35 protein-coding genes are annotated in these 22,703 nt (G+C 64.8%); all 35 read left to right on the top strand.

The window, feature by feature from the left end:
- Nucleotides 1-71: 71 nt before the first annotated feature.
- The 35 genes from tuf (at nt 72) to truA (ending at nt 22,651) form a co-directional block, all read left to right on the top strand.
- On the top strand, nt 72-1,265 hold the full coding sequence (tuf, locus tag BLQ39_RS05615; protein WP_092322382.1) for an elongation factor Tu: 1,194 nt from the start codon (nt 72-74) through the stop codon (nt 1,263-1,265).
- Nucleotides 1,266-1,457: 192 nt separating this feature from the next.
- On the top strand, nt 1,458-1,667 hold the full coding sequence (locus tag BLQ39_RS05610) for an antitoxin (protein WP_241977134.1): 210 nt from the start codon (nt 1,458-1,460) through the stop codon (nt 1,665-1,667).
- Nucleotides 1,668-1,849: 182 nt separating this feature from the next.
- On the top strand, nt 1,850-2,830 hold the full coding sequence (locus BLQ39_RS05605) for a hypothetical protein (RefSeq protein WP_092322379.1): 981 nt from the start codon (nt 1,850-1,852) through the stop codon (nt 2,828-2,830).
- A gap of 528 nt (nt 2,831-3,358) precedes the next feature.
- Nucleotides 3,359-3,667, top strand: coding sequence for a 30S ribosomal protein S10 (gene rpsJ / locus BLQ39_RS05600; RefSeq protein ID WP_005050520.1), 309 nt, complete (start codon nt 3,359-3,361; stop codon nt 3,665-3,667).
- An 8-nt stretch (nt 3,668-3,675) separates the two neighbouring features.
- On the top strand, nt 3,676-4,335 hold the full coding sequence (gene rplC, locus BLQ39_RS05595) for a 50S ribosomal protein L3 (protein ID WP_092322377.1): 660 nt from the start codon (nt 3,676-3,678) through the stop codon (nt 4,333-4,335).
- A 5-nt stretch (nt 4,336-4,340) separates the two neighbouring features.
- Complete coding sequence (rplD, locus tag BLQ39_RS05590; protein ID WP_092322376.1) at nt 4,341-4,991, top strand: 50S ribosomal protein L4; 651 nt, start codon at nt 4,341-4,343, stop codon at nt 4,989-4,991.
- A complete protein-coding gene (gene rplW, locus BLQ39_RS05585) occupies nt 4,991-5,293 on the top strand; it encodes a 50S ribosomal protein L23 (RefSeq protein WP_092322375.1) in 303 nt (100 codons plus the stop codon). Before rplD ends, rplW begins: the two co-directional genes overlap by 1 nt.
- A 25-nt stretch (nt 5,294-5,318) precedes the next feature.
- Nucleotides 5,319-6,158 carry a 50S ribosomal protein L2 gene (gene rplB, locus BLQ39_RS05580; RefSeq protein ID WP_092322374.1) on the top strand — a complete coding sequence of 280 codons (840 nt, stop codon included), beginning with the start codon at nt 5,319-5,321 and terminating at the stop codon, nt 6,156-6,158.
- A 9-nt stretch (nt 6,159-6,167) separates the two neighbouring features.
- The gene (gene rpsS / locus BLQ39_RS05575; RefSeq protein WP_092322373.1) at nt 6,168-6,449 is read left to right on the top strand and encodes a 30S ribosomal protein S19; all 282 of its coding nucleotides are present in this window, start codon (nt 6,168-6,170) and stop codon (nt 6,447-6,449) included.
- A gap of 26 nt (nt 6,450-6,475) precedes the next feature.
- Nucleotides 6,476-6,841: a 50S ribosomal protein L22 gene (gene rplV, locus BLQ39_RS05570; RefSeq protein WP_092322372.1), complete on the top strand. Its 366-nt coding sequence runs from the start codon at nt 6,476-6,478 to the stop codon at nt 6,839-6,841.
- Nucleotides 6,841-7,614 (top strand): 30S ribosomal protein S3, encoded by a 774-nt coding sequence (rpsC, locus tag BLQ39_RS05565; RefSeq protein WP_092322370.1) that lies wholly within the window; start codon nt 6,841-6,843, stop codon nt 7,612-7,614. The genes rplV and rpsC overlap by 1 nt, the downstream gene beginning before the upstream one ends.
- Nucleotides 7,615-7,616: 2 nt before the next feature.
- On the top strand, nt 7,617-8,036 hold the full coding sequence (rplP, locus tag BLQ39_RS05560; RefSeq protein ID WP_092322369.1) for a 50S ribosomal protein L16: 420 nt from the start codon (nt 7,617-7,619) through the stop codon (nt 8,034-8,036).
- Nucleotides 8,036-8,377: a 50S ribosomal protein L29 gene (gene rpmC, locus BLQ39_RS16210; RefSeq protein ID WP_092322367.1), complete on the top strand. Its 342-nt coding sequence runs from the start codon at nt 8,036-8,038 to the stop codon at nt 8,375-8,377. The genes rplP and rpmC overlap by 1 nt, the downstream gene beginning before the upstream one ends.
- Before the next feature lie 2 nt (nt 8,378-8,379).
- Nucleotides 8,380-8,679 (top strand): 30S ribosomal protein S17, encoded by a 300-nt coding sequence (gene rpsQ, locus BLQ39_RS05550; RefSeq protein WP_092322365.1) that lies wholly within the window; start codon nt 8,380-8,382, stop codon nt 8,677-8,679.
- A 33-nt stretch (nt 8,680-8,712) separates the two neighbouring features.
- Entirely contained in the window at nt 8,713-9,081 is a 369-nt protein-coding gene (rplN, locus tag BLQ39_RS05545) for a 50S ribosomal protein L14 (protein WP_092322364.1), read from the top strand.
- Between the two features lie 2 nt (nt 9,082-9,083).
- The gene (gene rplX / locus BLQ39_RS05540) at nt 9,084-9,443 is read left to right on the top strand and encodes a 50S ribosomal protein L24 (protein WP_092322362.1); all 360 of its coding nucleotides are present in this window, start codon (nt 9,084-9,086) and stop codon (nt 9,441-9,443) included.
- Complete coding sequence (rplE, locus tag BLQ39_RS05535) at nt 9,443-10,030, top strand: 50S ribosomal protein L5 (RefSeq protein WP_092322360.1); 588 nt, start codon at nt 9,443-9,445, stop codon at nt 10,028-10,030. The genes rplX and rplE overlap by 1 nt, the downstream gene beginning before the upstream one ends.
- 110 nt (nt 10,031-10,140) lie before the next feature.
- Nucleotides 10,141-10,539 carry a 30S ribosomal protein S8 gene (gene rpsH, locus BLQ39_RS05530; protein ID WP_092322359.1) on the top strand — a complete coding sequence of 133 codons (399 nt, stop codon included), beginning with the start codon at nt 10,141-10,143 and terminating at the stop codon, nt 10,537-10,539.
- 6 nt (nt 10,540-10,545) lie between these two features.
- Nucleotides 10,546-11,082 (top strand): 50S ribosomal protein L6, encoded by a 537-nt coding sequence (gene rplF, locus BLQ39_RS05525; RefSeq protein ID WP_092322357.1) that lies wholly within the window; start codon nt 10,546-10,548, stop codon nt 11,080-11,082.
- Between the two features lie 2 nt (nt 11,083-11,084).
- Nucleotides 11,085-11,456, top strand: a complete 372-nt coding sequence (gene rplR, locus BLQ39_RS05520) for a 50S ribosomal protein L18 (RefSeq protein WP_092322356.1) — start codon at nt 11,085-11,087, stop codon at nt 11,454-11,456.
- A gap of 35 nt (nt 11,457-11,491) precedes the next feature.
- Nucleotides 11,492-12,163: a 30S ribosomal protein S5 gene (rpsE, locus tag BLQ39_RS05515; RefSeq protein WP_092322354.1), complete on the top strand. Its 672-nt coding sequence runs from the start codon at nt 11,492-11,494 to the stop codon at nt 12,161-12,163.
- A complete protein-coding gene (gene rpmD, locus BLQ39_RS05510) occupies nt 12,163-12,345 on the top strand; it encodes a 50S ribosomal protein L30 (RefSeq protein WP_174774754.1) in 183 nt (60 codons plus the stop codon). The genes rpsE and rpmD overlap by 1 nt, the downstream gene beginning before the upstream one ends.
- The gene (gene rplO / locus BLQ39_RS15970) at nt 12,345-13,055 is read left to right on the top strand and encodes a 50S ribosomal protein L15 (protein WP_092322353.1); all 711 of its coding nucleotides are present in this window, start codon (nt 12,345-12,347) and stop codon (nt 13,053-13,055) included. Before rpmD ends, rplO begins: the two co-directional genes overlap by 1 nt.
- 95 nt (nt 13,056-13,150) lie before the next feature.
- Nucleotides 13,151-14,473 carry a preprotein translocase subunit SecY gene (gene secY / locus BLQ39_RS05500; protein ID WP_092322351.1) on the top strand — a complete coding sequence of 441 codons (1,323 nt, stop codon included), beginning with the start codon at nt 13,151-13,153 and terminating at the stop codon, nt 14,471-14,473.
- Nucleotides 14,470-15,072, top strand: coding sequence for an adenylate kinase (locus BLQ39_RS05495; RefSeq protein ID WP_092322350.1), 603 nt, complete (start codon nt 14,470-14,472; stop codon nt 15,070-15,072). The genes secY and BLQ39_RS05495 overlap by 4 nt, the downstream gene beginning before the upstream one ends.
- A gap of 19 nt (nt 15,073-15,091) precedes the next feature.
- Nucleotides 15,092-15,922: a type I methionyl aminopeptidase gene (map, locus tag BLQ39_RS05490; RefSeq protein ID WP_092322348.1), complete on the top strand. Its 831-nt coding sequence runs from the start codon at nt 15,092-15,094 to the stop codon at nt 15,920-15,922.
- A gap of 245 nt (nt 15,923-16,167) precedes the next feature.
- Nucleotides 16,168-16,389: a translation initiation factor IF-1 gene (gene infA, locus BLQ39_RS05485; RefSeq protein WP_055811571.1), complete on the top strand. Its 222-nt coding sequence runs from the start codon at nt 16,168-16,170 to the stop codon at nt 16,387-16,389.
- Nucleotides 16,390-16,455: 66 nt separating this feature from the next.
- Entirely contained in the window at nt 16,456-16,569 is a 114-nt protein-coding gene (gene rpmJ / locus BLQ39_RS05480) for a 50S ribosomal protein L36 (RefSeq protein ID WP_035834639.1), read from the top strand.
- Between the two features lie 144 nt (nt 16,570-16,713).
- Nucleotides 16,714-17,088, top strand: coding sequence for a 30S ribosomal protein S13 (gene rpsM, locus BLQ39_RS05475; protein WP_092322347.1), 375 nt, complete (start codon nt 16,714-16,716; stop codon nt 17,086-17,088).
- Between the two features lie 45 nt (nt 17,089-17,133).
- On the top strand, nt 17,134-17,532 hold the full coding sequence (rpsK, locus tag BLQ39_RS05470; protein ID WP_092322345.1) for a 30S ribosomal protein S11: 399 nt from the start codon (nt 17,134-17,136) through the stop codon (nt 17,530-17,532).
- A 125-nt stretch (nt 17,533-17,657) separates the two neighbouring features.
- Nucleotides 17,658-18,647 (top strand): DNA-directed RNA polymerase subunit alpha, encoded by a 990-nt coding sequence (locus BLQ39_RS05465; RefSeq protein WP_092322344.1) that lies wholly within the window; start codon nt 17,658-17,660, stop codon nt 18,645-18,647.
- A 47-nt stretch (nt 18,648-18,694) separates the two neighbouring features.
- Complete coding sequence (rplQ, locus tag BLQ39_RS05460; RefSeq protein WP_092322342.1) at nt 18,695-19,228, top strand: 50S ribosomal protein L17; 534 nt, start codon at nt 18,695-18,697, stop codon at nt 19,226-19,228.
- A 345-nt stretch (nt 19,229-19,573) separates the two neighbouring features.
- On the top strand, nt 19,574-20,617 hold the full coding sequence (locus tag BLQ39_RS05455) for a GNAT family N-acetyltransferase (RefSeq protein ID WP_092322341.1): 1,044 nt from the start codon (nt 19,574-19,576) through the stop codon (nt 20,615-20,617).
- A gap of 25 nt (nt 20,618-20,642) precedes the next feature.
- On the top strand, nt 20,643-21,686 hold the full coding sequence (locus BLQ39_RS05450; protein WP_092322339.1) for a GNAT family N-acetyltransferase: 1,044 nt from the start codon (nt 20,643-20,645) through the stop codon (nt 21,684-21,686).
- 29 nt (nt 21,687-21,715) lie between these two features.
- Nucleotides 21,716-22,651: a tRNA pseudouridine(38-40) synthase TruA gene (truA, locus tag BLQ39_RS05445; protein WP_092322338.1), complete on the top strand. Its 936-nt coding sequence runs from the start codon at nt 21,716-21,718 to the stop codon at nt 22,649-22,651.
- Nucleotides 22,652-22,703 lie beyond the last annotated feature (52 nt).

Raw genomic sequence — 22,703 nt, 5'->3', positions numbered from 1 at the left:
CTCCAGCAGCGTCACCGGTCGCCGTGAAAAGCGGCCGGTGGACTGCACGAGGATCCTGAGGAGGACCTACAGTGGCCAAGGCCAAGTTCGAGCGGACCAAGCCGCACGTAAACATCGGAACGATCGGTCACGTTGACCACGGAAAGACCACGCTGACTGCAGCGATCTCAAAGGTCCTTGCCGACACGTATCCGTCCAAGACCAACGTTCAGCGCGACTTCGCGTCGATCGACTCCGCTCCCGAAGAGCGCCAGCGCGGCATCACGATCAACATCTCGCATGTTGAGTACGAGACCGAGAAGCGTCACTACGCACACGTTGACGCCCCGGGCCACGCTGACTACATCAAGAACATGATCACCGGTGCTGCTCAGATGGACGGCGCAATCCTGGTGGTTGCCGCTACTGACGGCCCGATGGCTCAGACCCGCGAGCACGTTCTTCTCGCCAAGCAGGTCGGCGTGCCGTCCCTGATGGTCGCGCTGAACAAGTCCGACATGGTCGATGACGAAGAGATCCTTGAGCTCGTTGAGCTCGAGGTTCGCGAGCTCCTCTCCGCCCAGGGCTTCGACGGGGACAACGCTCCCGTCGTGCGCGTCTCTGCACTCAAGGCGCTCGAGGGCGACCCCAAGTGGACCGCGAACATCCTTGAGCTCATGAAGGCTGTCGACGACTTCATCCCGGACCCCGTCCGCGACAAGGACAAGCCGTTCCTCATGCCCGTCGAGGACGTCTTCACGATCACCGGTCGTGGAACCGTTGTCACCGGCCGCGCCGAGCGTGGAACCCTCAAGATCAACTCCGAGGTCGAGATCGTCGGCATCCGCCCGACGCAGAAGACCACGGTCACTGGTATCGAGATGTTCCACAAGCAGCTCGACGAGGCGTGGGCCGGCGAGAACTGTGGTCTTCTTCTTCGTGGCACCAAGCGCGAAGACGTCGAGCGCGGCCAGGTCGTCGTCAAGCCGGGTTCGGTTACGCCGCACACCGAGTTCGAGGGCACCGCCTACATCCTGTCAAAGGATGAGGGTGGCCGTCACAACCCGTTCTACGCCAACTACCGCCCGCAGTTCTACTTCCGCACCACGGACGTCACCGGCGTCATCACGCTGCCCGAGGGCACCGAGATGGTCATGCCCGGCGACACCACCGACATGACGGTCACGCTGATTCAGCCGATCGCCATGGAAGAGGGCCTCGGCTTTGCTATCCGTGAAGGTGGCCGCACCGTCGGCGCCGGAACTGTCACCAAGGTACTCAAGTAACAACCTTCTGCCGGCTCGCATGCTGAGCTAGTCGATCCGAAAGGGGTCGGGCCTTCGGGCCCGGCCCCTTTTTGTGTGCCCGGCTGCGTGCCCGGCTTGTGTGCCAAGGGTCGGGGCATTGCGCCGGTCGCAGCGTCGTTCTAGTTTTGACGGGATGAGCCGCGCAGGGCGGCCGACACCGGAGGAGCGATCGTGGGACTCGAGGACATCACCAGGAAGGCCCAGGAATTCCTGGACGACAACAAGGTCAAGGAAGCGCTGAACAGCCAGCAGGCCGAGGACATCAGCGACAAGCTGCTCGGCGGAACAGCGGATGCCGTCAAGAAGGTCACGGGCGGCAAGTTCGACGAACAGATCGAGGGCGCCCGCGACGCAGCCGACAAGAAGGTCGGCAACGAATAGCGGCAGCCGGGCCGAGCGCGGGTAGTGCGCCGCTACGCGGGCGTTGCGCCGCCCGCGCACGGGCGCAACGCCCGCGTAACTCGGGCGGACGGGAGTCCTCCCCAGTGGGCGCGCATGGGGATCCTCCACCCGATTGGCGCCGTACCCACTCGGCGTGCGTGTCCGTCGAACAGACTGAACGGATGCTCGAGCCGAATGACGCAGACGCCCTCACCGACGGCCTCGTGCTCGCCTCCGACCTCAGCGGGGCCCTCGGCGAAGACCTTCGTCTGCGTCGCCTGGCTGGGCGTGGGCACCTATATCGGTTCTACCGCGGGCAGTACATCGTTGCTGCTCGCTGGCGGGAGTTCACGCCGGACCAGCAGTACGAGCTTCGGGTGCGCGGTGCCGCGCTGGCCCGCAGGGGCTCCCTGCCGGTATCCCATCAATCTGCCGCGGTCCTCTGGGGGCTGCCGATTCTTGTGCCATGGCCGCGGGAGGTCCACTTCCTGATCGAACGCGCGGCCGGCGGTCGGTCTGATCCCGGGATTCGAAAGCACGCATTGGGCATTCACGAGGCAGACGTGACCGAACGCGATGGAGTGCTCCTGACGACCGTCGGGCGAACGGTCGTCGATCTCGCCGCCACCATGGATCTGAAGTCGGCGGTCGCGGCGGTCGATCGTGCGCTCGCAGTCGACCGCTTCGGCCGAGTGCTCCCTTTGACGACCAGGGAGGAGCTATTTGACACCTGGGAAAGGATGCTTCCCTTCCGAGGATCCGTTCGGGCGCGCGCAATCATCGACTTCGGCACCCACCTGTCCGGATCCTCCAGCGAATCGGGGAGCCGCGTCAACATCGCGCTGAGCGGATTCCCGGCCCCGGAACTCCAGCATCGCTTCGAGGTTGACGGCCGAGCCGTGGAAACGGACTTCTTCTGGCGGGACTACGACTGCGTCGGCGAGTGCGACGGTGCAGGCAAATACTTCGACCCGGTGATGCTCGGGGGGCGGACGCCGGCCGAGGTGGTGTACGCGGAGAAGCTGCGGGAGGACGGCATCCGGCGACAGGTACGTGCGTTCACACGCTGGGACACCGCCACCGGGCTGAATCAGTACCGGCTACGGGCGCGTTTGCTCCAGCTCGGGCTTCCGGTCGGACCTTCGCGGCTGAATCGCGGGTAATACGCCGCTGCGCGGGACGTGCGCCACCCGCGCAGCGGCGCGCCACCCGCGCAACGCGAGATTCGGGAGAAACTCGCAGGAATGCACATCGGCGCGCGGGTTCCCGCGCCCGCACCGTCGTCGCGCGACTCCCGGGCGGGCATTGGGCGAGAGGGACACGCCCAAAGCGACACGCCCGGGTTGCAGAAAGCATCAACCGTGTGGCAGACTCTTCTAGTTCAACACTTTCGGCCCGCGTTCTGCGCAGCGGCTGGAATCACTGCCAGGCAGTGCATAACCGCTCCCCAGGGGAGTCCAGGTTAGGCCGCGGGTAGCAGAGCACAGCTTGAATCAACTCTCCAAAAGATGTGGGTAGAACCACGTCCGCCCTCCGGTTCGCCGGTGCGCGGGAGTTGGCCTTAGCGAAGACCGATCCTTCGGTGTGAGCTGAAATTGACAGAAGAACAGTGGTGCTTCAGCAGTAGTGCTACTACGGCGTCCAATGCAGCCTTCGGGATGTAAGAAGCCTTGACAGAGAGAGAGTTCGACATGGCGGGACAGAAAATCCGCATTCGGCTTAAGTCGTACGACCACGAGGTCATCGACACCTCGGCGCGCAAGATCGTCGACACAGTCACCCGTGCGGGTGCCACCGTCGTCGGCCCCGTGCCGCTTCCGACCGAGAAGAACGTGGTGTGTGTCATCCGTTCCCCTCACAAGTACAAGGACAGCCGGGAGCACTTTGAAATGCGCACCCACAAGCGTCTGATCGACATCATTGACCCGACGCCGAAGGCCGTCGACTCGCTTATGCGTCTCGACCTCCCGGCAGACGTCAACATCGAGATCAAGCTGTAGGGGCCGGTATGTCTTACTCCGATACCAAGACCACCAAGGGTCTGCTCGGCAAGAAGCTCGGCATGACCCAGGTGTGGGACGAGAACAACAAGCTCGTACCCGTCACCGTCATCGAGATCTCGCCGAACGTTGTGACCCAGATCCGCAGCAAGGAGATCGACGGCTACGCCGGCGTTCAGATCGCTGCAGGCGCCATCGACCCGCGCAAGGTGAACAAGCCGGCCGCAGGCCACTTCGACAAGGCCGGCGTCACGCCGCGCCGTCACCTCACCGAGCTCCGCACCGCGGATGCCGCTGACTACACCCTGGGCCAGGAACTCACCGTTGACGGTGTCTTCGTTGCCGGCACCAAGGTCGATGTCATGGGCACCAGCAAGGGCAAGGGCTTCGCCGGTGTCATGAAGCGCCACAACTTCAAGGGTGTTTCCGCTTCGCACGGTTCACACCGTAACCACCGCAAGCCCGGTTCCATCGGTGCTTCCTCGACCCCGAGCCGTGTCTTCAAGGGCATGCGCATGGCCGGTCGTATGGGTGGAGAGCGCGTCACCGTCATGAACCTCAAGGTTCACGCGGTTGACGCCGAGAAGGGCCTCCTGCTGGTCAAGGGTGCCGTTCCCGGCGCCAAGGGCCGCCTCGTATTCGTCCGCAACGCAGTGAAGGGAGCGTAGTCACTATGACTAACTCACTTGACCTCATTGACGCGAAGGGTCAGAAGGCCGGCACCGTTGAGCTGCCCGCCGAGATCTTCGACGTTCAGACCAACGTTCCGCTCATTCACCAGGTCGTTGTCGCGCAGCTCGCTGCCGCACGCCAGGGCACGCACAAGACCAAGGGTCGCGGCGAGGTTTCCGGTGCAGGGCGCAAGCCGTTCAAGCAGAAGGGAACCGGTCGCGCTCGTCAGGGCTCGATCCGCGCCCCTCAGATGACCGGTGGTGGCATCGTGCACGGCCCGACGCCGCGCAACTACGAGCAGCGCACCCCCAAGAAGATGATCGCGGCAGCACTGCGCGGATCGCTTTCGGACCGCGCCCGCGGTGACCGCCTGCACGTCGTCACGGCGCTCTTCAGCGCCGAGACGCCCAGCACCAAGGGCGCCATCGAGCTGCTCACCAAGATTGCCACCAGCAAGCACGTGCTGGTCGTCCTGGAGCGCACCGATGAGCTCACGCTTCGCAGCGTGCGCAACGTCCCGACGGTCCACGTTCTTTCGTGGGACCAGCTGAATGCCTATGACGTGCTCGTCAGCGACGACATCGTCTTCACCAAGGGCGCGTTCGACGCGTTCGTGGAGAGCAAGACCAAGAAGGAAGAGGTGTCCGCATAATGGCTACCCAGATCCAGAAGGACCCCCGCGACGTCATCATCGCTCCGGTCGTCTCTGAGAAGAGCTACGGCCTGATCGATGAAGGCAAGTACACCTTCGTTGTGGACCCCCGCGCGAACAAGACCGAGATCAAGCTCGCTATCGAGAAGATCTTCAAGGTCGAGGTCGCGTCGATCAACACCCTGAACCGTCAGGGCAAGACTCGCCGCACCAAGTTCGGACTCGGCAAGCGCAAGGACACGAAGCGTGCCATCGTCACGCTGAAGTCCGGCTCCATCGACATCTTCACGGCCGTCGGCTAAGCGGCGCGGACAAGAGGACTAAGAAATGGCTATTCGTAAGTTCAAGCCCACGACCCCGGGTCGTCGCGGATCATCTGTTGCGGACTTCGCAGAGATCACCCGTTCGACCCCCGAGAAGTCGTTGCTCCGCCCCCTGTCGAAGACCGGTGGCCGCAACAACCAGGGACGCATCACTACTCGTCACATCGGTGGTGGCCACAAGCGCCAGTACCGCGTGATCGACTTCAAGCGCAATGACAAAGATGGCGTCAACGCGAAGGTCGCTCACATCGAGTACGACCCGAACCGTACGGCACGCATCGCGTTGCTGCACTTCCTGGATGGTTCCAAGCGCTACATCATCGCCCCGAACAAGCTCAACCAGGGCGACATTGTGGAGTCGGGCGCCGGTGCTGACATCAAGCCCGGCAACAACCTGCCGCTGAAGAACATCCCCACCGGTACCATCATTCACGCGATCGAACTCCGCCCCGGCGGCGGTGCCAAGATGGCCCGCTCCGCTGGCGCATCGGTTCGCCTCGTCGCGAAGGATGGCATCTACGCCCAGCTGCGCCTGCCGTCCGGAGAAATCCGTAACGTCGACGCCCGCTGCCGCGCCACGATCGGCGAGGTCGGCAACGCCGAGCAGTCGAACATCAACTGGGGCAAGGCCGGCCGCATGCGCTGGAAAGGCGTTCGCCCCACAGTTCGTGGTGTCGCCATGAACCCGGTCGACCACCCCCACGGTGGTGGCGAGGGCAAGACCTCCGGTGGACGTCATCCTGTGAGCCCCTGGGGCCAGAAGGAAGGCCGGACCCGGCACATCAACAAGGAAAGCGACAAGCTCATTGTTCGTCGCCGTACCGTCGGCAAGAAGCGTAAGTAGGAGTAGACGATGCCAAGAAGTCTTAAGAAGGGCCCCTTCGTTGACGACCACCTGCTTCGCAAGGTTGTCAGGGCGAATGAAGCCTCCAGCAAGAATGTGATCAAGACCTGGTCGCGCCGTTCGATGATCATCCCCGCCATGCTGGGACACACCATCGCCGTGCACGACGGGCGCAAGCACATCCCGGTGTTCGTCACCGAGACCATGGTTGGGCACAAACTCGGCGAGTTTGCTCCCACCCGCACCTTCCGTGGACACGTGAAGGACGACAAGAAGGGCCGTCGCCGCTAACGCGGGGACGTGAAGGAGGAGAAGAAATGGTGGAGTCGATCGCACGCGTGCGTCACATCCGCGTTACCCCCCAGAAGGCTCGTCGCGTTGTCAACCTGATCCGCGGCAAGCAGGCGCAGGAAGCCCTGGGCATTCTGAAGTTCGCACCGCAGGGTGCAAGCGACCCGGTGTACAAGCTGGTTGCTTCGGCCATCGCTAACGCGAGGGTCAAGGCAGACGCCGCGAACACCTACCTGGACGAGCAGGACCTGTTCGTCAGCCAGGCATACGTCGATGAGGGAACCACCCTCAAGCGTTTCCAGGCACGGGCACAGGGCCGCGCATTCCAGATCAAGAAGCGCACCAGCCACATCACGGTTGTGCTCACCACTCCTGAGGAGGGGACGAAGTAATGGGTCAGAAAGTAAATCCCTATGGCTTCCGTCTGGGAATCACGACCGACCACGTGTCGCGTTGGTTCTCTGACAGCACGAAGCCGGGCCAGCGTTACAGCGACTTCGTTGCTGAAGACGTCAAGATCCGTCGTCTGCTGAGCACGAGCCTCGACCGTGCGGGCGTGTCCCGCATCGAGATCGAGCGCACCCGTGACCGCGTCCGCGTCGACATTCACACCGCCCGTCCGGGCATTGTGATCGGTCGCCGTGGCGCCGAGGCCGAGCGCATCCGCTCCGACCTCGAGAAGCTCACCGCCAAGCAGATCCAGCTGAACATCCTCGAGGTCAAGAACCCCGAGCAGGATGCCCAGCTCGTCGCCCAGGGTATTGCCGAGCAGCTCTCCGCTCGTGTGGCTTTCCGCCGCGCGATGCGTAAGGGCCTGCAGGGCGCCCAGCGTGCCGGCGCCAAGGGTGTTCGCATCCAGGTGTCGGGCCGTCTCGGCGGCGCTGAGATGAGCCGGTCGGAGTTCTACCGCGAAGGCCGCGTGCCCCTGCACACGCTTCGCGCGAACATCGACTACGGCTTCTACGAAGCCAAGACCACCTTCGGCCGCATCGGCGTGAAGGTCTGGATCTACAAGGGCGACATCACGAACAAGGAACTCGCCCGCGAGCAGGCAAGCGCAAAGTCATCGCGCCCCGAGCGCCGCGGCGGCGACGACCGTCCCCGCCGTGCGCCCCGCGCAGAGGCACCTGCGGCTCCGGCCGCAGCGGCAGGAGTTGAGGCATAACCATGTTGATTCCACGCAGAGTCAAGCACCGCAAGCAGCACCACCCCGGCCGTAGCGGCCATGCAACCGGTGGCACCACCGTTTCGTTCGGTGAATACGGCATCCAGGCCATCACCCCCGCTTACGTGACCAACCGTCAGATCGAGTCCGCTCGTATCGCCATGACGCGTCACATCAAGCGCGGCGGCAAGGTATGGATCAACATTTACCCCGACCGTCCGCTCACCAAGAAGCCGGCCGAAACCCGCATGGGTTCCGGTAAGGGTTCCGTTGAGTGGTGGGTTGCGAACGTCAAGCCGGGTCGCGTGCTCTTCGAGCTGAGCGGTGTCTCTGACGCCGTCGCTCGCGAAGCGCTCACCCGCGCAATTCACAAGCTGCCCCTCAAGGCACGCATCATCAAGCGCGAGGAGGGCGACGCATAATGGCGATCGGATCCAAGGAGCTCGCCTCAGACGAGCTCGACACTTTTGAAAACGAACGGCTGTTCGACGAGCTGAAGAAGGCCAAGGAAGAGCTGTTCAACCTGCGCTTCCAGTCGGCCACCGGCCAGCTCGAAAGCCACGGCCGCCTCCGCGCGGTCAAGCGGGACATCGCTCGTATCTACACGGTTCTCCGTGAGCGCGAGCTGGGCATTCGTGCCACTCCCGTCGCAGTCGAGGCTCCGGCCAAGGCTGAGAAGAAGACGACCAAGAAGGCCAAGGCCGAGACTGCACCCGTAACGGATGACGTCGCAGCCGAGGCCGTCGAGACGAAGGAGGCCTAGTCATGGCGAAGTCAGACGAGAAGGTCGTCGCAGCCGAGGCCACGGCTCTCGAGCGCGGCTACCGCAAGACCATGCGCGGATTCGTGACCAGCGACAAGATGGACAAGACCATCGTCGTTGAGGTCGAAGACCGCGTGAAGCACCCGCTGTACGGCAAGGTCATCCGCCGTACCTCCAAGCTGAAGGTGCACGACGAGGCGAACATCGCCGGCGTCGGCGACCTGGTCATGATCAGCGAGACCCGTCCGCTGAGTGCCACCAAGCGCTTCCGCCTGGTCGAGATTCTCGAGAAGGCCAAGTAAGCCTCGCGCTTGCTTGACATAAGGAGTTAGAAAGTGCTTCAGCAGGAATCACGACTCAAGGTTGCCGACAACACGGGTGCCAAGGAACTGTTGACCATTCGCGTGCTCGGCGGCTCAGGCCGTCGTTACGCCGGTCTCGGTGACGTCATCGTCGCCACGGTCAAGGACGCCATCCCGGGCGGCAACGTCAAGAAGGGTGACGTCGTCAAAGCCGTCATCGTTCGAGTCAAAAAGCAGACCCGTCGTTCAGACGGTTCGTACATCAAGTTCGATGAGAACGCCGCAGTGATCTTGAAGGCTGACGGGGACCCTCGTGGCACCCGCATCTTCGGACCGGTCGGTCGCGAGCTTCGCGACAAGAAGTTCATGAAGATCATCTCGCTGGCACCGGAGGTTATTTAATCATGGCCAGAATCAAGAAGGGTGACCTCGTTGAGGTCATCACCGGCCGCAGCCAGGCTCGCGGAGGCGACAAAGGCAAGCAGGGTCGCATCCTCGAAGTGCAGGTAGAGAAGAACCGGGTCCTCGTTGAGGGCATCAACTTCGTCACCAAGCACAGCCGCGTCGGCCAGAGCCAGCGCGGCACCAAGACCGGCGGCATCGAGACCATGGAGGCCCCGATCCACGTGTCCAACGTGGCCCTGGTCGACCCGGAGTCCAAGAAGCCGACTCGCGTCGGAGTTCGCATTGAAGAGGTAACGAAGGACGGCGTCACCAAGACGGTCCGCGTTCGTTACGCAAAGAAGTCTGGTAAGGACCTGTAATGACTGACACAGCAGTTGCAGCTGGCAAAATCCAGCCGCGTCTCAAGCAGAAGTACCGCGACGAGATCTCCGCCCAGCTCTCCAAGGACCTCGGTTTCACCAACGTGCACCAGGTGCCGAACCTGGTGAAGATCGTCGTCAACATGGGTGTCGGCGAGGCTGCCCGCGACGGCAAGATCATGGACGGCGCCGTCGCCGACCTCACCAAGATCACCGGCCAGAAGCCGCAGGTCACCAAGGCACGCAAGTCGATCGCGCAGTTCAAGCTGCGTGAGGGACAGCCCATCGGCGCCCACGTCACGCTTCGTGGCGACCGCATGTGGGAATTCCTCGACCGCCTGCTGAGCCTCGCGCTTCCCCGTATCCGTGACTTCCGCGGCCTCTCGGACAAGCAGTTCGACGGCAGCGGTAACTACACCTTCGGTCTCACCGAGCAGGTAATGTTCCACGAGATCGACCAGGACCGGATTGACCGTATCCGCGGAATGGACATCACAGTTGTGACGACCGCCCGCAACAACGAAGAGGGACGCGCGCTGCTCAAGGCGCTCGGCTTCCCCTTCAAGACGGCCGAGAACACCCCGTAACACGGGCCAGTATTACCCCCGGGGGCTGGACAGCCGTTCAGCCCCGCAACCACCACAGGTCGTCATCCGTGTAACGGGTGCACGAAACCAGGCGAGAAAGGCACCACAACATGACAATGACAGATCCGGTCGCAGACATGCTGACCAGACTGCGCAACGCTAACTCGGCGTACCACGACACAGTGTCGATGCCGCACAGCAAGCTCAAGGCGCACATCGCTGACATCCTCAAGGCCCAGGGTTATATCTCCGCCTGGGACGTCAAGGATGCCAAGGTAGGCCAGACCCTCACGCTGAACCTCAAGTTCGGCCCCAACCGCGAGCGTTCCATCGTCGGCATCAAGCGGGTTTCCAAGCCCGGCCTTCGCGTGTACGCAAAGTCGACCGAGATCCCCACGGTTCTCGGCGGCCTCGGCGTTGCCATCCTGTCCACGTCCAGCGGACTCCTCACGGACCGCCAGGCTGAGAAGAAGGGCGTAGGCGGAGAAGTTCTCGCTTACGTGTGGTAGCCGACAATGTCACGTATTGGAAGAGTTCCCATCCAGATCCCCGCGGGGGTCACGGTGGAGGCTGACGGCCAGGCCGTCAGCGTCAAGGGCCCGAAGGGTGAGCTCGCGCTCACCGTCGCCAAGCCCATCGAGGTCAAGGTCGAAGACGGCCAGGTTGTCGTCACGCGTCCCGACGACGAGCGCAACTCGCGTTCGCTGCACGGACTGACCCGCACCCTGATCGCCAACCAGATCATCGGGGTGACCGTGGGCTACACCAAGGGCCTCGAGATCGTCGGTACCGGTTACCGCGTTGCGCAGAAGGGCACCTCAGTTGAGTTCGCCCTCGGCTTCTCGCACCCGGTCCTCATCGAACCGCCCGCCGGCATCACCCTCACCGTGGACAGCGTCAACCGCCTCACGGTCGGTGGCATCGACAAGCAGGCCGTCGGCGAGGTTGCCGCCAACATCCGTAAGATTCGCAAGCCTGAGCCCTACAAGGGCAAGGGTGTGCGTTACGCCGGCGAGATTGTTCGCCGCAAGGCCGGAAAGAGTGGTAAGTAACCATGGGTCTCGGAACTAGAGGAAAAAGCAAGTCGGCTGCCCGCGGACGCAGGCACGCACGTCTTCGTAAGAAAATCGAGGGCACCGCGGTTCGTCCGCGCCTCGTCGTCACCCGTTCGGCTCGCCACGTATTCGTGCAGGTCGTTGACGACAGCAAGGGTTTCACCCTCGCTTCGGCTTCGACGCTCGAAGCGGACATGCGCACCTTCGATGGTGACAAGACCGCCAAGGCTCGTAAGGTCGGCGAACTCGTCGCCGAGCGCGCCAAGGCAGCCGGTGTCGACGCCGTCGTATTCGACCGTGGTGGCAGCAAGTATGCGGGTCGCGTCGCGGCCATCGCCGAGGGAGCTCGAGAGGGTGGATTGAACCTGTGAGCACTGAAACTGCTAAGACAGCAACAAAAGAGACCGTGGTGGCTGCAGAGGCACCAGTGGAGACCGCTGCATCAACGACTCCGCCCCAGAACGAGCCCCGCGAGGCTCGTCGTGGCGGACGTGAGCGCAGCCCGAACAAGGACCGCGGCAGCCGCGACGCCGAGAAGAGCCAGTTCCTGGAGCGGGTTGTCACCATCAACCGCGTTTCCAAGGTGGTCAAGGGTGGTCGTCGCTTCAGCTTCACCGCGCTCGTTGTCGTCGGTGACGGCAACGGCCTGGTTGGCGTTGGCTACGGCAAGGCTCGCGAGGTTCCGACGGCGATCTCCAAGGGCGTCGAGGAAGCGAAGAAGAACTTCTTCCGCGTTCCCCGCGTCGGCCTGACGATCCCGCACCCGGTGCAGGGCGAGGCAGCAGCAGGCGTTGTCCTGCTCCGTCCCGCCGCTGCCGGTACCGGCGTTATCGCCGGTGGCCCGGTTCGCGCCGTGCTTGAATGCGCCGGCATCCACGATGTGCTGAGCAAGTCGCTCGGTTCGTCGAACACCATCAACATCGTCCACGCCACGGTCGAGGCGCTGCACCAGCTCGAAGAGCCGCGTGCAGTCGCAGCTCGTCGTGGCCTCGCGTACGAAGATGTGGCTCCGGCCCGCTTCCTGCGCGCCGACGCCGACGCAGCAGCTGCTGCAGCGGCAGCAAAGGCAGGTGCCTGATGGCTCGCCTCAAAGTGACGCAGATCAAGTCCAAAATTAGTGAGAAGCAGAACCAGCGCGACACGCTTCGCAGCCTGGGTCTCCGACGCATTGGCGCCGTGGTAATTCGCGAGGACAACTCGCAGAACCGTGGCTATGTCAACACCGTCGCTCACCTTGTGAAGGTCGAGGAGATTGACTAATGGCTGACGAGAAGGACGCTGTCAAGAAGACAGCCGACAAGCCCGCCACCGCGAAGAAGGCTGCCCCCAAGGCTGCTGCTGCCAAGGCTCCGGCCAAGGCTGCCGCGCCGAGGAAGGCCGCCGCCAAGGCTCCGGCCAAGGACGCCAAGGCTCCGGCCAAGGCTGCCAAGGCTCCGGCCAAGGACGCCGCGCCCGAGACGGCTGCTGCAACCAAGGCTCCGGCCAAGGCTGCCGCGCCGAAGAAGGCCGCCGCCGAGCCCACCGAGACCCGCGAGCACGTGCTGAAGGTTCACCACCTTCGCCCGGCTCCCGGTGCGAAGAAGGCCAAGCAGCGCGTCGGCCGTGGTGAAGGATCCAAGGGTAAGACCGCGGGTCGTGGCACCAAGGGCACCAAGGCACGCTACAAGGTGCGTATCGGCTTCGAGGGTGGGCAGATGCCCCTGCACATGCGCACCCCGAAGCTGCGCGGGTTCAAGAACCCGTTCCGCGTCGAGTACCAGGTTGTCAACCTGGAGCGCCTGGCCGAGCTGTACCCGAAGGGTGGGGACGTAACCGTCGCCGACCTGGTTGCCAAGGGTGCCGTTCGCGACAATGAGAAGGTCAAGGTTCTCGGTAACGGGGACATTGCGGTTAAGCTGACAGTTGCAGTCGACAAGGTCTCCGGCTCAGCAGAGCAGAAGATCGTCGCAGCAGGTGGCTCGATCAAGTAAGTCCGTAGACGCTGGTCGAGCTTGTTGAGTGATCCCACCAAGAAATTAGTGGCGGATCTCGACAAGCTCGATCAACGCATTTAACTGGAGGCCTTTTGTTTAGCGCCATTGCGCGGATATTCCGCACACCGGACCTTCGCAGGAAGATCGGGTTCACCCTGATCGTCATTGCGGTGTACCGCCTGGGTTCGTTCATCCCGACCCCCTTTGTGGATTTCGGGAACGTCCAGGCCTGTCTCGCAGCCAACCAGGACGCCAGCGGCCTCTACCAGCTCGTCAACCTGTTCAGCGGTGGCGCACTGCTGCAACTCTCCATCTTCGCCCTGGGGATCATGCCGTACATCACGGCCTCGATCATCGTGCAGTTGCTGCGCGTGGTCATCCCCCACTTCGACACCCTCTACAAGGAGGGTGCGTCCGGCCAGGGCACGCTGACGCAGTACACGCGTTACCTGACGATCGCCCTGGCCATCCTCCAGTCGACCACGCTGATCACCGTCGCCCGCAGTGGCGCCCTGTTCGGCACGTCGGGCAGCCCCGAGTGCTCGCAGCTGCTCACCAATGACGCCTGGTACGCCATCATGCTGATGGTCCTCACGATGACCGCCGGCACCGGCGTCATCATGTGGATGGGTGAGATGGTGACCGAGCGCGGCATCGGCAACGGCATGTCGATCCTCATCTTCACCTCGATCGCAGCCCAGTTCCCGAACTCGCTCCTGTCGATCGCCCAGCAGCGCGGCATCGACATCCTGCTCATCGTGCTTGCGATCGGCCTGCTGATCGTCGCGGCCGTGGTCTTCGTCGAGCAGTCGCAACGTCGCGTCCCGGTGCAGTACGCCAAGCGGATGGTCGGCAAGCGCACCTACGGCGGCAACAACACGTATATCCCGATCAAGGTGAACATGGCGGGCGTGATCCCGATCATCTTCGCGTCGTCGCTGCTCTACCTGCCGGCGCTGATCGCCCAGTTCAATCAGCCGGCGGCCGGCCAGGAGCCCGCAGCCTGGGTTGTCTGGATCACGAACTACCTGACCAAGGGCGATCACCCGCTCTACATGCTCATGTACTTCCTGCTCATCGTCGGGTTCACCTACTTCTACGTCGCGATCACCTTCAACCCCGAAGAGGTCGCCGACAACATGAAGAAGTACGGCGGGTTCATCCCGGGCATCCGTGCCGGGCGCCCGACGGCCGAGTACCTCGACTTCGTGCTGACGCGAGTGACCCTCCCCGGATCGATCTACCTGGGGTTGATCGCACTCATACCGCTCATCGCGTTCGTCGCGATCGGCGCCAACCAGAACTTCCCGTTCGGCGGCGCGAGCATCCTGATCATCGTCGGCGTCGGCCTCGAGACGGTCAAGCAGATCGACTCGCAGCTCCAGCAACGTCACTATGAAGGGCTTCTCCGATGACCCGACTGCTCCTGATCGGCCCGCCGGGCGCCGGCAAGGGAACCCAGGCCGCGCGCCTCGCCGAGGCGTTCGATGTTCCCGCCGTCTCCACCGGGGACATCTTCCGGGCGAACCTGAAGAACGGCACCGAACTGGGCCTCGAAGCGAAGAAGTTCATGGATGCCGGCGAGTACGTGCCGGACTCCCTGACCAACGCGATCGTGCACGACCGCCTGCAGGAGGTCGACGCCGCCGGCGGATTCCTCCTCGACGGCTACCCGCGCACGACCGAGCAGGTGCACGAACTCGATCGCCTTCTGCTCGCCGACGGCACGGCACTCGACGCGGTCGTCCAGATTGTCGCCGACACCGACGAGGTCGTCGCCCGGCTGCTCAAGCGGGCCGCCGAACAGGGCAGGGCGGATGACACGGTCGAGGTGATCCGTCACCGGATGGACATCTACGAGCAGCAGACCGCGCCGCTGACCGAGGTCTACGGGTCGCGCGGCCTCGTCGTCACCGTCGACGGGCTTGGCCCCGTGGACGAGGTGACCGACCGCATCCTGGTCGGCCTCGCCGCGCGGGGGCTGCATGCCGTTCGCCCGGTCGAAGCATCCTGACCGGTTCGCGGGGAATCCGATGAGCCTCCGACGCTCGATTTACAAGACGCCGGCGCAGCTGCGCCTCATGATCGCGCCGGGCCTCGCGACCGCGGCGTCGCTGGTCGCGGCCCGGGCCGTCATGCGGCCGGGCGTCTCGACGCTGGAGCTCGACGCGGCCGCTGAGGCGGCGATCGTCGCCCTCGGCGGCACCTCCAACTTCAAGCTGGAGCCCGGCTACCGGCACACCGTGTGCGCGTCGATCAACGAAGAGGTCGTGCACGGCATCCCGACCGAACGGCGCCTGGCCGCCGGCGACATCGTCTCGATCGACAGCGGCGCCGTCATCGACGGTTGGAACGGCGATGCCGCCTTCACCTTCGTGATCCCCGACCCGTCCCGCCCGGAGCTCGTCGCCGCGCGCGAGGAGCTGTCCCGGGTCACCGAGCAGTCGCTGTGGCACGGGATCGCCCGCCTGGCCGTGGCCCGGCACCTCAACGAGGTCGGCGAGGCCATCGAGGACTACGTCGAGTCGCAGGGCAGCTACGGCATCCTGACCGACTACGTCGGCCACGGCATCGGACGCTCGATGCACGAGACTCCGCCGGTGTTCAACTACCGGGTGCGCCAGAAGGGCCCGGACGTCAAGCCCGGCCTGGTCGTCGCGATCGAACCGATGGTGGTGCTCGGCTCCATTGAAACGTTCGTGCGCGAGGACGAGTGGACGGTCGCCACGAGCGACCTGAAGGCCGCCGCGCACTGGGAGCACAGCGTTGCCGTGCACAAGGACGGCATCTGGGTGCTCACCGCCGAAGACGGCGGCGCATCCGGCCTGAAGCCGCTCGGCATCACGCCCGTCCCGATCCCCTAATTCCCCTCCTCCCCCCACCGCGAAACCGCACTTGTGCGCGTTATGGACGCGTTTTAACGCGCACAAGTGCGGTTTCGCGGTGGGGGAGAGGGGTCGGGAGGCCGGGGATTATAGGAGAGAATTGCTATAAGGCAACTTCATACCTTAGAGTTGATCCTTGGTGTCTTGCACCGTCGAATCCGGCGTGTCTTTACATCACAATCCACGCATGACCAGCAACCAATGCATTGAGCGACAGTGAGGCTATGGCGAAAAAAGACGGTGTCATCGAAATCGAGGGCGCAGTAGTCGAAGCTCTTCCCAACGCGATGTTTCGCGTTGAATTGACCAACGGCCACCGTGTTCTTGCCCACATTTCGGGCAAGATGCGTCAGCACTACATCCGCATCCTCCCCGAGGACCGCGTGATCGTTGAGTTGAGCCCGTACGACCTGACCCGCGGCCGGATCGTTTACCGCTACAAGTAACGGCTGCTGTAAGTAACGGCCCGCGGCATCCCGTGGGTACGAAGACAGCGAACACAAGGAATCACCATGAAGGTCAAGCCCAGCGTCAAGAAGATCTGTGACAAGTGCAAGGTAATTCGCCGTAACGGAAACGTCATGGTGATTTGCGAAAACCCGCGTCACAAGCAGCGCCAGGGTTAGAGTCCGACCCGGCGCCCAGCCGGCCGGATCTCGACCACCACAGTTTCATAGCAGCACCGGGAACCCTTCGGGGCGACACCATCGGTTGGAGGCCGATGCACAGGTGCTGCTACAGACCTCCACTCATCTACAGGAGAAGCCACAATGGCACGTCTAGCCGGCGTTGACATTCCCCGCGACAAGCGCGTGGAAGTTGCACTGACTTACATCTATGGCGTTGGACGCACGAGGGCCCTCAAGACCCTCGCCGACACCGAAATCGATGGAAACATCCGAGTCAAGGATTTGAGCGACGACCAGCTCGTCCTGCTCCGTGACTACATCGAAGGAACCTTCAAGGTTGAGGGTGACCTCCGCCGCGAGGTTGCCGCTGACATCCGCCGCAAGGTCGAGATCGGTAGCTACGAAGGTATTCGCCACCGCAAGGGCCTGCCCGTTCGCGGCCAGCGCACCAAGACCAACGCTCGCACCCGCAAGGGCCCGAAGCGCACCGTAGCCGGCAAGAAGAAGGCCCGCTAGGCCTCGGCCCAGCGCGCCCACGCCTTTAGGATTCAGGAGAAATTCATGGCAGCACCCAAGTCGGCCGTACGGAAGCCGCGTAAGAAAGAAAAGAAGAACATTGCTGTGGGCCAGGCCCACATCAAGTCCACCTTCAACAACACCATCGTCTCGATCACCGACACCACCGGTGCGGTCATCAGCTGGGCGTCCTCAGGCGCCGTTGGCTTCAAGGGCTCGCGCAAGTCGACCCCGTTCGCCGCACAGCTGGCCGCCGAGTCGGCAGCCCGCCAGGCGCAGGAGCACGGCATGAAGAAGGTTGACGTCTTCGTCAAGGGACCGGGCTCCGGCCGCGAGACCGCGATCCGCTCGCTTCAGGCCGCAGGCCTCGAGGTCGGTTCGATCAACGACGTCACCCCGCAGGCGCACAACGGTTGCCGCCCGCCCAAGCGTCGCCGCGTCTAACCACCCTGCGGTGAAGGAGTAGGCCTTCGCGGGCCTGCTCCTTCACCGGTTCTTCGTTTTCTTTCATAACTCAAAACATCATCGCAAGTGTCATATAGCGGACACTTAGCCGAAAGGAATCAATAGTGCTTATCGCACAGCGTCCCACGCTCACCGAAGAGAACGTCTCGGAGTTCCGCTCCAAGTTCACGATCGAGCCGCTTGAGCCCGGTTTCGGTTACACCCTCGGCAACTCGATGCGCCGCACCCTTCTTTCCTCGATTCCCGGCGCGGCTGTCACCAGCATCCGCATCGACGGTGTGCTGCACGAGTTCAGCACCGTTCCCGGTGTCAAGGAAGATGTCACGGAGATCATCCTGAACATCAAGGGCCTCGTCATCTCCAGCGAGCACGACGAGCCGATCACCGCGTACCTGCGCAAGCAGGGTGCCGGCCAGGTCACCGCCGCCGACATCTCGGCTCCGGCCGGCGTCGAGGTTCTCAACCCCGAGCTCGTCATCGCGACCCTCAACGACAAGGCCAAGTTCGAACTCGAACTGACCATCGAGCGTGGCCGCGGCTACGTGTCGTCCACCCAGAACCGGAACGAGTACTCGGAAGCCGGCCAGATCCCGGTCGACTCCATCTACTCGCCCGTGCTCAAGGTGACCTACCGCGTTGAGGCCACCCGTGCCGGTGAGCGCACCGACTTCGACCGCCTCGTCGTTGACGTGGAGACCAAGCCGGCGATCACCCCCCGCGACGCCATCGCATCCGCCGGTCGCACCCTGACCGAGCTGTTCGGCCTGGCCCGCGAGCTCAACACCGCTGCCGAGGGCATCGAAATCGGCCCCGCGCCGGTTGACGCCGTGCTCTCGAACGAGCTGTCGATCCCGATCGAAGACCTCGATCTGTCGGTTCGCTCGTACAACTGCCTCAAGCGCGAGGGCATCAACAACGTCAGCGAACTGGTCGCCCTCTCGGAGACCCAGCTGATGAACATCCGCAACTTCGGTCAGAAGTCGGTGGATGAGGTCAAGGACAAGCTCGTAGAGCTCGGCCTGTCGCTCAAGGACTCGGTGCCCGGATTCGACGGCGCTCACTTCTACAGCGGTTACGACGAAGAAACCATCTAAAGCAGTCGTTAAGACTGACTTTCGACTTTTGATACTGGAGATTACCAATGCCTACGCCCACTAAGGGAGCCCGCCTCGGCGGCGGACCGGCCCACGAGCGCCTCATGCTCGCCAACCTGGCCGCGTCCCTGTTCACCCACAAGTCGATCAAGACGACCGAGACCCGTGCCAAGCGCCTGCGTCCGGTTGCCGAGCGACTGATCACGTTCGCCAAGAAGGGCGACCTGCACGCTCGTCGTCGCGTGCTCGCCACCATCGGCGACAAGACCGTCGTGCACGAGCTCTTCACCGAGATCGCGCCGCAGGTTGCTCTTCGTGAGGGTGGCTACACCCGCATCACGAAGCTCGGCTTCCGCAAGGGCGACAACGCCTCGATGGTTCAGATGGAACTCGTTCTCGAGCCCGTCACGCCGAAGGTGAAGAAGTCCAAGACGTCTTCCGCCAAGGCTGCCACGCCGGTTGTCGAAGAGCCCGCTGCCGAGGAGCCCACCGAGGCTCCGGTCGCCGAGGAGTCCACGGACGAATCCACCGAGGCTCCGGCCGAGGCAGACGCCGCGGTAGACGCCGAAGAAGCCAAGTAACACCAGCTTCACCAGTTTCACCAGCTTCACCAGCTTCACCAGTTCCATCTCGAGAGGGGCCCGACTTCGGTCGGGCCCCTTTCGTGTGCCCTCCCGCTGTCGCGCGCGTTGGCTGAGTTGCGGAGAAAGTACCTTCGTTTCGAAATTGAAGGTACTTTCTCCGCAACTCAGCGTGGAATGGCCCTGCGCGCGCGGGGGCTGGGGAAGTGGCGCGGGGGGAGGTGGCGAAGGGGGAGGATCGCGGGGGAGGTGGCGCGCGGGAGAGGGCGAAGGGGGAGGCGGCGCGCGGGGGAGGTGGCGAAGGGGGAGAGGGAGCGCGGGCGAGGGCGTCGCTAGGCTGGACGGATGGCTGAAGAACTGCGTCCGCTGAGCGAGCGCGTCACCGCGCCGACCGAACCGGCGCTGCCGGAGCATCCGGATGTCGCCGAGTGGCGGCCGGCGACCGACGCCGACATCGACGGAATCTGGCGGCTCCGCCAGGCGATGGGTCGGCTCGACCACCCGAACTACCTCACCACGCGCGGCGCAATCGCCGCCGACTTCGGCTACTCCCACTTCCACCCGGAGCTGGACTCGCTGGTCGGCCTCGACGCGGACGGGCGCATCGTCGCCAACGGCGTGGTGCTGCTCCCGCCCCGGCAGGAGACCCTGGTGCGATCGATCGCGATCGGCGGCGTGCACCCCGAGCTGCGCGGCCGCGGCATCGGGCGGCAGTTGCTCGCCTGGCAGCTGGACCGCGCGAAGCAGCAGCTGGCCTCCTCCGCCAAACGCCTGCCGGGCTGGATCCTGCTCTACGCCGACGAGCGCGCCCCGCAGAACGCGCGGCTGTTCGAACGCGCCGGGCTGAACCTCGCCCGCTACTTCCTCTCGCTCGAACGGGTGCTCGCCGAGCCGATCCGCGCGGCCCGGCCGGCCGACGGCAGCCGCATCGCCGCGTACACGCCCGCGGTCTCGGCCGCGGTGCACGCAGCGCGCGACGACGCGTTCATGGACCACTGGGCCAGCCAGCCGATGAGCGACGAGAACTGGGCCGCCTTCGTGGGGTCGCGTTGGTTCCGGCCCGACCTCTCCTTTGTCGCCTTCGGCACCGACCCAAGCGGCCAGGAACAGGTCGTGGGCTTCGTGCTCACCACCGCGAACGAAGACGTCTGGAAGACCCAGGGTTTCACCGGCAGCTACATCGACCTGGTCGGCGTGGTCAGCGGATGGCGCGGCAAGCACATCGCGCAGGCTCTCCTCGCCGCCCAGCTGCAGGCGGGGCGCGCCCTGGGGCACGAGCGCGTGACGCTCGCCGTCGACTCGGCCAGCCTCACCGGCGCCCTCGGCCTGTACACCGGCATGGGGTTCCAGCCGGTTCACCGGAAGCTCGCGTTCACGCTCGAGTTCTGACCGGGCCCGGGAATAGGGTTGGCACATGGTTGACACTGTGCGTCCGCTCCGCGACCGCGTCAGCGCCCCGGAGTCGCTGCCGCTTCCCTCGCATCCGGATGTCGCCGCCTGGCGCCCGGCAACGGTCGCCGACATCGACGGCATCTGGCAGCTCGACCGGGCCATGGACCGGGTCGACCATCCCAACTACCTGGCCACGCGGGACGAGATCGCCGAAGACTTCGGCTTTTCGCACTTCAACCCGGCGCTGGATTCCCTCGTCGGCCTGGATGCCGAGGGCCGCATCGTCGCCAACGGGATGGTGATGTTCCCGCCGGGGCAGCAGACGCTCGTGCGCTCGGTGTTGCACGGCGGGGTGCACCCCGAACTGCGCGGCCGGGGGATCGGCCGCGAACTCCTCGCCTGGCAGCTCGGCCGGGCGAAGCAGCAGCTCGCGTCGTCGCCGAAGACGCTGCCCGGGTGGGTCATCGCGTTCAGCGACGAGCGCGCACCGCAGAACGCCCGGCTGTACGAGCGCGGCGGCCTGACCCTCGCGCGGCACTTCCTCGCCCTCGAACGGGTGCTCGCCGACCCGATCCGGGAGATCGCGCTCGCCGACGGCATCCGGATCGCGCCCTACACGCCGGAGCTTTCGGCGGCCGTCCATGCCGCCCGCGACGAGGTGTTCATGGACCACTGGTCCAGCCAGCCGATCAGCGCCGAGGGCTGGGACGCATTCGTGGGGGCAGAGGTGTTCCGCGGCGACCTGTCCTTCGTCGCCCTGGGCCCCGGCCCGGGAGGCACCGAGGAGATCGTGGGCTTCATCCTCACCACGGTGAACGAAGACGACTGGGAGCGCCAGGGGTTCCCGGGCTCGTACATCAGCCTGGTCGGGGTGCGGCGGAACTGGCGCGGCCGGCACATCGCCCAGGCGCTCCTGTCCGTGCAGCTGGCGGCCTCCCGCGCGGCCGGCCACGAGCGGGCGACCCTCGACGTCGACTCTGCCAGCGCGACGGGCGCCCTCGGCCTGTACACCGGCATGGGGTTCACGCCGACCAACCGGGAGTTCGCGTTCACGCACGAGTTCTAGCGGGCCGCGCGGCGGCTTAGGCTGGGACTGTGAATCGAGCCCCGGATGACGTCTCCCGGCGCCCGGAGACCACGGACAGCATCCGGATCCGGCTCGAGATCGCCTACGACGGCACCAACTTCGCCGGCTGGGCCATCCAGCCGGGCTTCCGCACGGTGCAGGGCGAGATCCAGTCCGGGCTCGCGGCGATCCTCAAACGCTACCCGCCCGGGCCGACGGTGGCGGTCGCCGGGCGCACGGATGCCGGGGTGCACGCCTTCGGGCAGGTCGCCCACGTCGATCTCACCGCGGAGCAGGCCGACGGCCTGGTGCGCCCGCGCCAGGGCATCGGGGTGCGCCCCGCCACGCTCGAACTGGGAGCCGAGCTGCACCACCGGCTGCGGGGCATCCTGGTCAATCGGCCCGACATCGTCGTCGTCCGCGCGCGCCGGGCGGCCGCCGGATTCGACGCCCGCTACTCGGCCCTCTGGCGCCGTTACGAGTACCGCATCGCCGACCGCGGGGCCCTGCACGACCCGCTGCAGCGCCTGCGCACCACGTGGTATCCGCACGAGCTCGACGCCGGGGCGATGGATGCCGCGGCCGCGAGCCTCGTCGGCCTGCACGACTTCGCCGCTTACTGCAAGCGCCGCCCCGGGGCCACGACGATCCGTACCCTGCAGGAGTTCAGCTGGCGCCGCGACCCCGACGGGGTGCTCGTCGCCGTGGTCAAGGCCGACGCGTTCTGCCACAGCATGGTGCGCTCGCTCGTCGGCGCGTGCGTCGCGGTGGGGGAGGGGAAGCTCGACCCGGCGCGCCTCATCGACCTGCGGTTCGAACGGGAGCGCCCGAGCGGGGACTTCAATGTGATGGCGCCGCACGGGCTGTCGCTCATCCAGGTCGGATACCCTGACGACGCCGAACTGGCCATGCGCGCGGTCGAAACCAGGGCCCGACGGGTACACCCGGACGCCTTCCCCGCCTGAGCGCGCGCCGCCCGAATTGCGAGTCCGGCGCCGGCCGACTACTATTGACCCT

The sequence above is a fragment of the Cryobacterium psychrotolerans genome, from assembly GCF_900101115.1.
Taxonomy (GTDB): domain Bacteria; phylum Actinomycetota; class Actinomycetes; order Actinomycetales; family Microbacteriaceae; genus Cryobacterium; species Cryobacterium psychrotolerans.
The sequence above is the reverse complement of the archived record's forward strand: the minus strand, read 5'-3'. Positions and strand labels throughout refer to the sequence as shown.

Coding starts and splice junctions, on each gene's coding strand:
- rplO (WP_092322353.1), top strand. CDS start 12,345: ATGGCTGACGAGAAGGACGCTGTCAAGAAGACAGCCGACAAGCCCGCC.
- BLQ39_RS05495 (WP_092322350.1), top strand. CDS start 14,470: ATGACCCGACTGCTCCTGATCGGCCCGCCGGGCGCCGGCAAGGGAACC.
- rplC (WP_092322377.1), top strand. CDS start 3,676: ATGTCTTACTCCGATACCAAGACCACCAAGGGTCTGCTCGGCAAGAAG.
- rplQ (WP_092322342.1), top strand. CDS start 18,695: ATGCCTACGCCCACTAAGGGAGCCCGCCTCGGCGGCGGACCGGCCCAC.
- rplD (WP_092322376.1), top strand. CDS start 4,341: ATGACTAACTCACTTGACCTCATTGACGCGAAGGGTCAGAAGGCCGGC.
- rplX (WP_092322362.1), top strand. CDS start 9,084: ATGGCCAGAATCAAGAAGGGTGACCTCGTTGAGGTCATCACCGGCCGC.
- rplV (WP_092322372.1), top strand. CDS start 6,476: ATGGTGGAGTCGATCGCACGCGTGCGTCACATCCGCGTTACCCCCCAG.
- rpmD (WP_174774754.1), top strand. CDS start 12,163: ATGGCTCGCCTCAAAGTGACGCAGATCAAGTCCAAAATTAGTGAGAAG.
- rplR (WP_092322356.1), top strand. CDS start 11,085: ATGGGTCTCGGAACTAGAGGAAAAAGCAAGTCGGCTGCCCGCGGACGC.
- rpsM (WP_092322347.1), top strand. CDS start 16,714: ATGGCACGTCTAGCCGGCGTTGACATTCCCCGCGACAAGCGCGTGGAA.
- rpsJ (WP_005050520.1), top strand. CDS start 3,359: ATGGCGGGACAGAAAATCCGCATTCGGCTTAAGTCGTACGACCACGAG.
- rplP (WP_092322369.1), top strand. CDS start 7,617: ATGTTGATTCCACGCAGAGTCAAGCACCGCAAGCAGCACCACCCCGGC.
- rplE (WP_092322360.1), top strand. CDS start 9,443: ATGACTGACACAGCAGTTGCAGCTGGCAAAATCCAGCCGCGTCTCAAG.
- rpsQ (WP_092322365.1), top strand. CDS start 8,380: ATGGCGAAGTCAGACGAGAAGGTCGTCGCAGCCGAGGCCACGGCTCTC.
- rpmC (WP_092322367.1), top strand. CDS start 8,036: ATGGCGATCGGATCCAAGGAGCTCGCCTCAGACGAGCTCGACACTTTT.
- rpsH (WP_092322359.1), top strand. CDS start 10,141: ATGACAATGACAGATCCGGTCGCAGACATGCTGACCAGACTGCGCAAC.
- rplF (WP_092322357.1), top strand. CDS start 10,546: ATGTCACGTATTGGAAGAGTTCCCATCCAGATCCCCGCGGGGGTCACG.
- BLQ39_RS05455 (WP_092322341.1), top strand. CDS start 19,574: ATGGCTGAAGAACTGCGTCCGCTGAGCGAGCGCGTCACCGCGCCGACC.
- map (WP_092322348.1), top strand. CDS start 15,092: ATGAGCCTCCGACGCTCGATTTACAAGACGCCGGCGCAGCTGCGCCTC.
- BLQ39_RS05450 (WP_092322339.1), top strand. CDS start 20,643: ATGGTTGACACTGTGCGTCCGCTCCGCGACCGCGTCAGCGCCCCGGAG.
- rpsC (WP_092322370.1), top strand. CDS start 6,841: ATGGGTCAGAAAGTAAATCCCTATGGCTTCCGTCTGGGAATCACGACC.
- BLQ39_RS05605 (WP_092322379.1), top strand. CDS start 1,850: ATGCTCGAGCCGAATGACGCAGACGCCCTCACCGACGGCCTCGTGCTC.
- rpsS (WP_092322373.1), top strand. CDS start 6,168: ATGCCAAGAAGTCTTAAGAAGGGCCCCTTCGTTGACGACCACCTGCTT.
- rpsK (WP_092322345.1), top strand. CDS start 17,134: ATGGCAGCACCCAAGTCGGCCGTACGGAAGCCGCGTAAGAAAGAAAAG.
- rplW (WP_092322375.1), top strand. CDS start 4,991: ATGGCTACCCAGATCCAGAAGGACCCCCGCGACGTCATCATCGCTCCG.
- infA (WP_055811571.1), top strand. CDS start 16,168: ATGGCGAAAAAAGACGGTGTCATCGAAATCGAGGGCGCAGTAGTCGAA.
- rplB (WP_092322374.1), top strand. CDS start 5,319: ATGGCTATTCGTAAGTTCAAGCCCACGACCCCGGGTCGTCGCGGATCA.
- rpmJ (WP_035834639.1), top strand. CDS start 16,456: ATGAAGGTCAAGCCCAGCGTCAAGAAGATCTGTGACAAGTGCAAGGTA.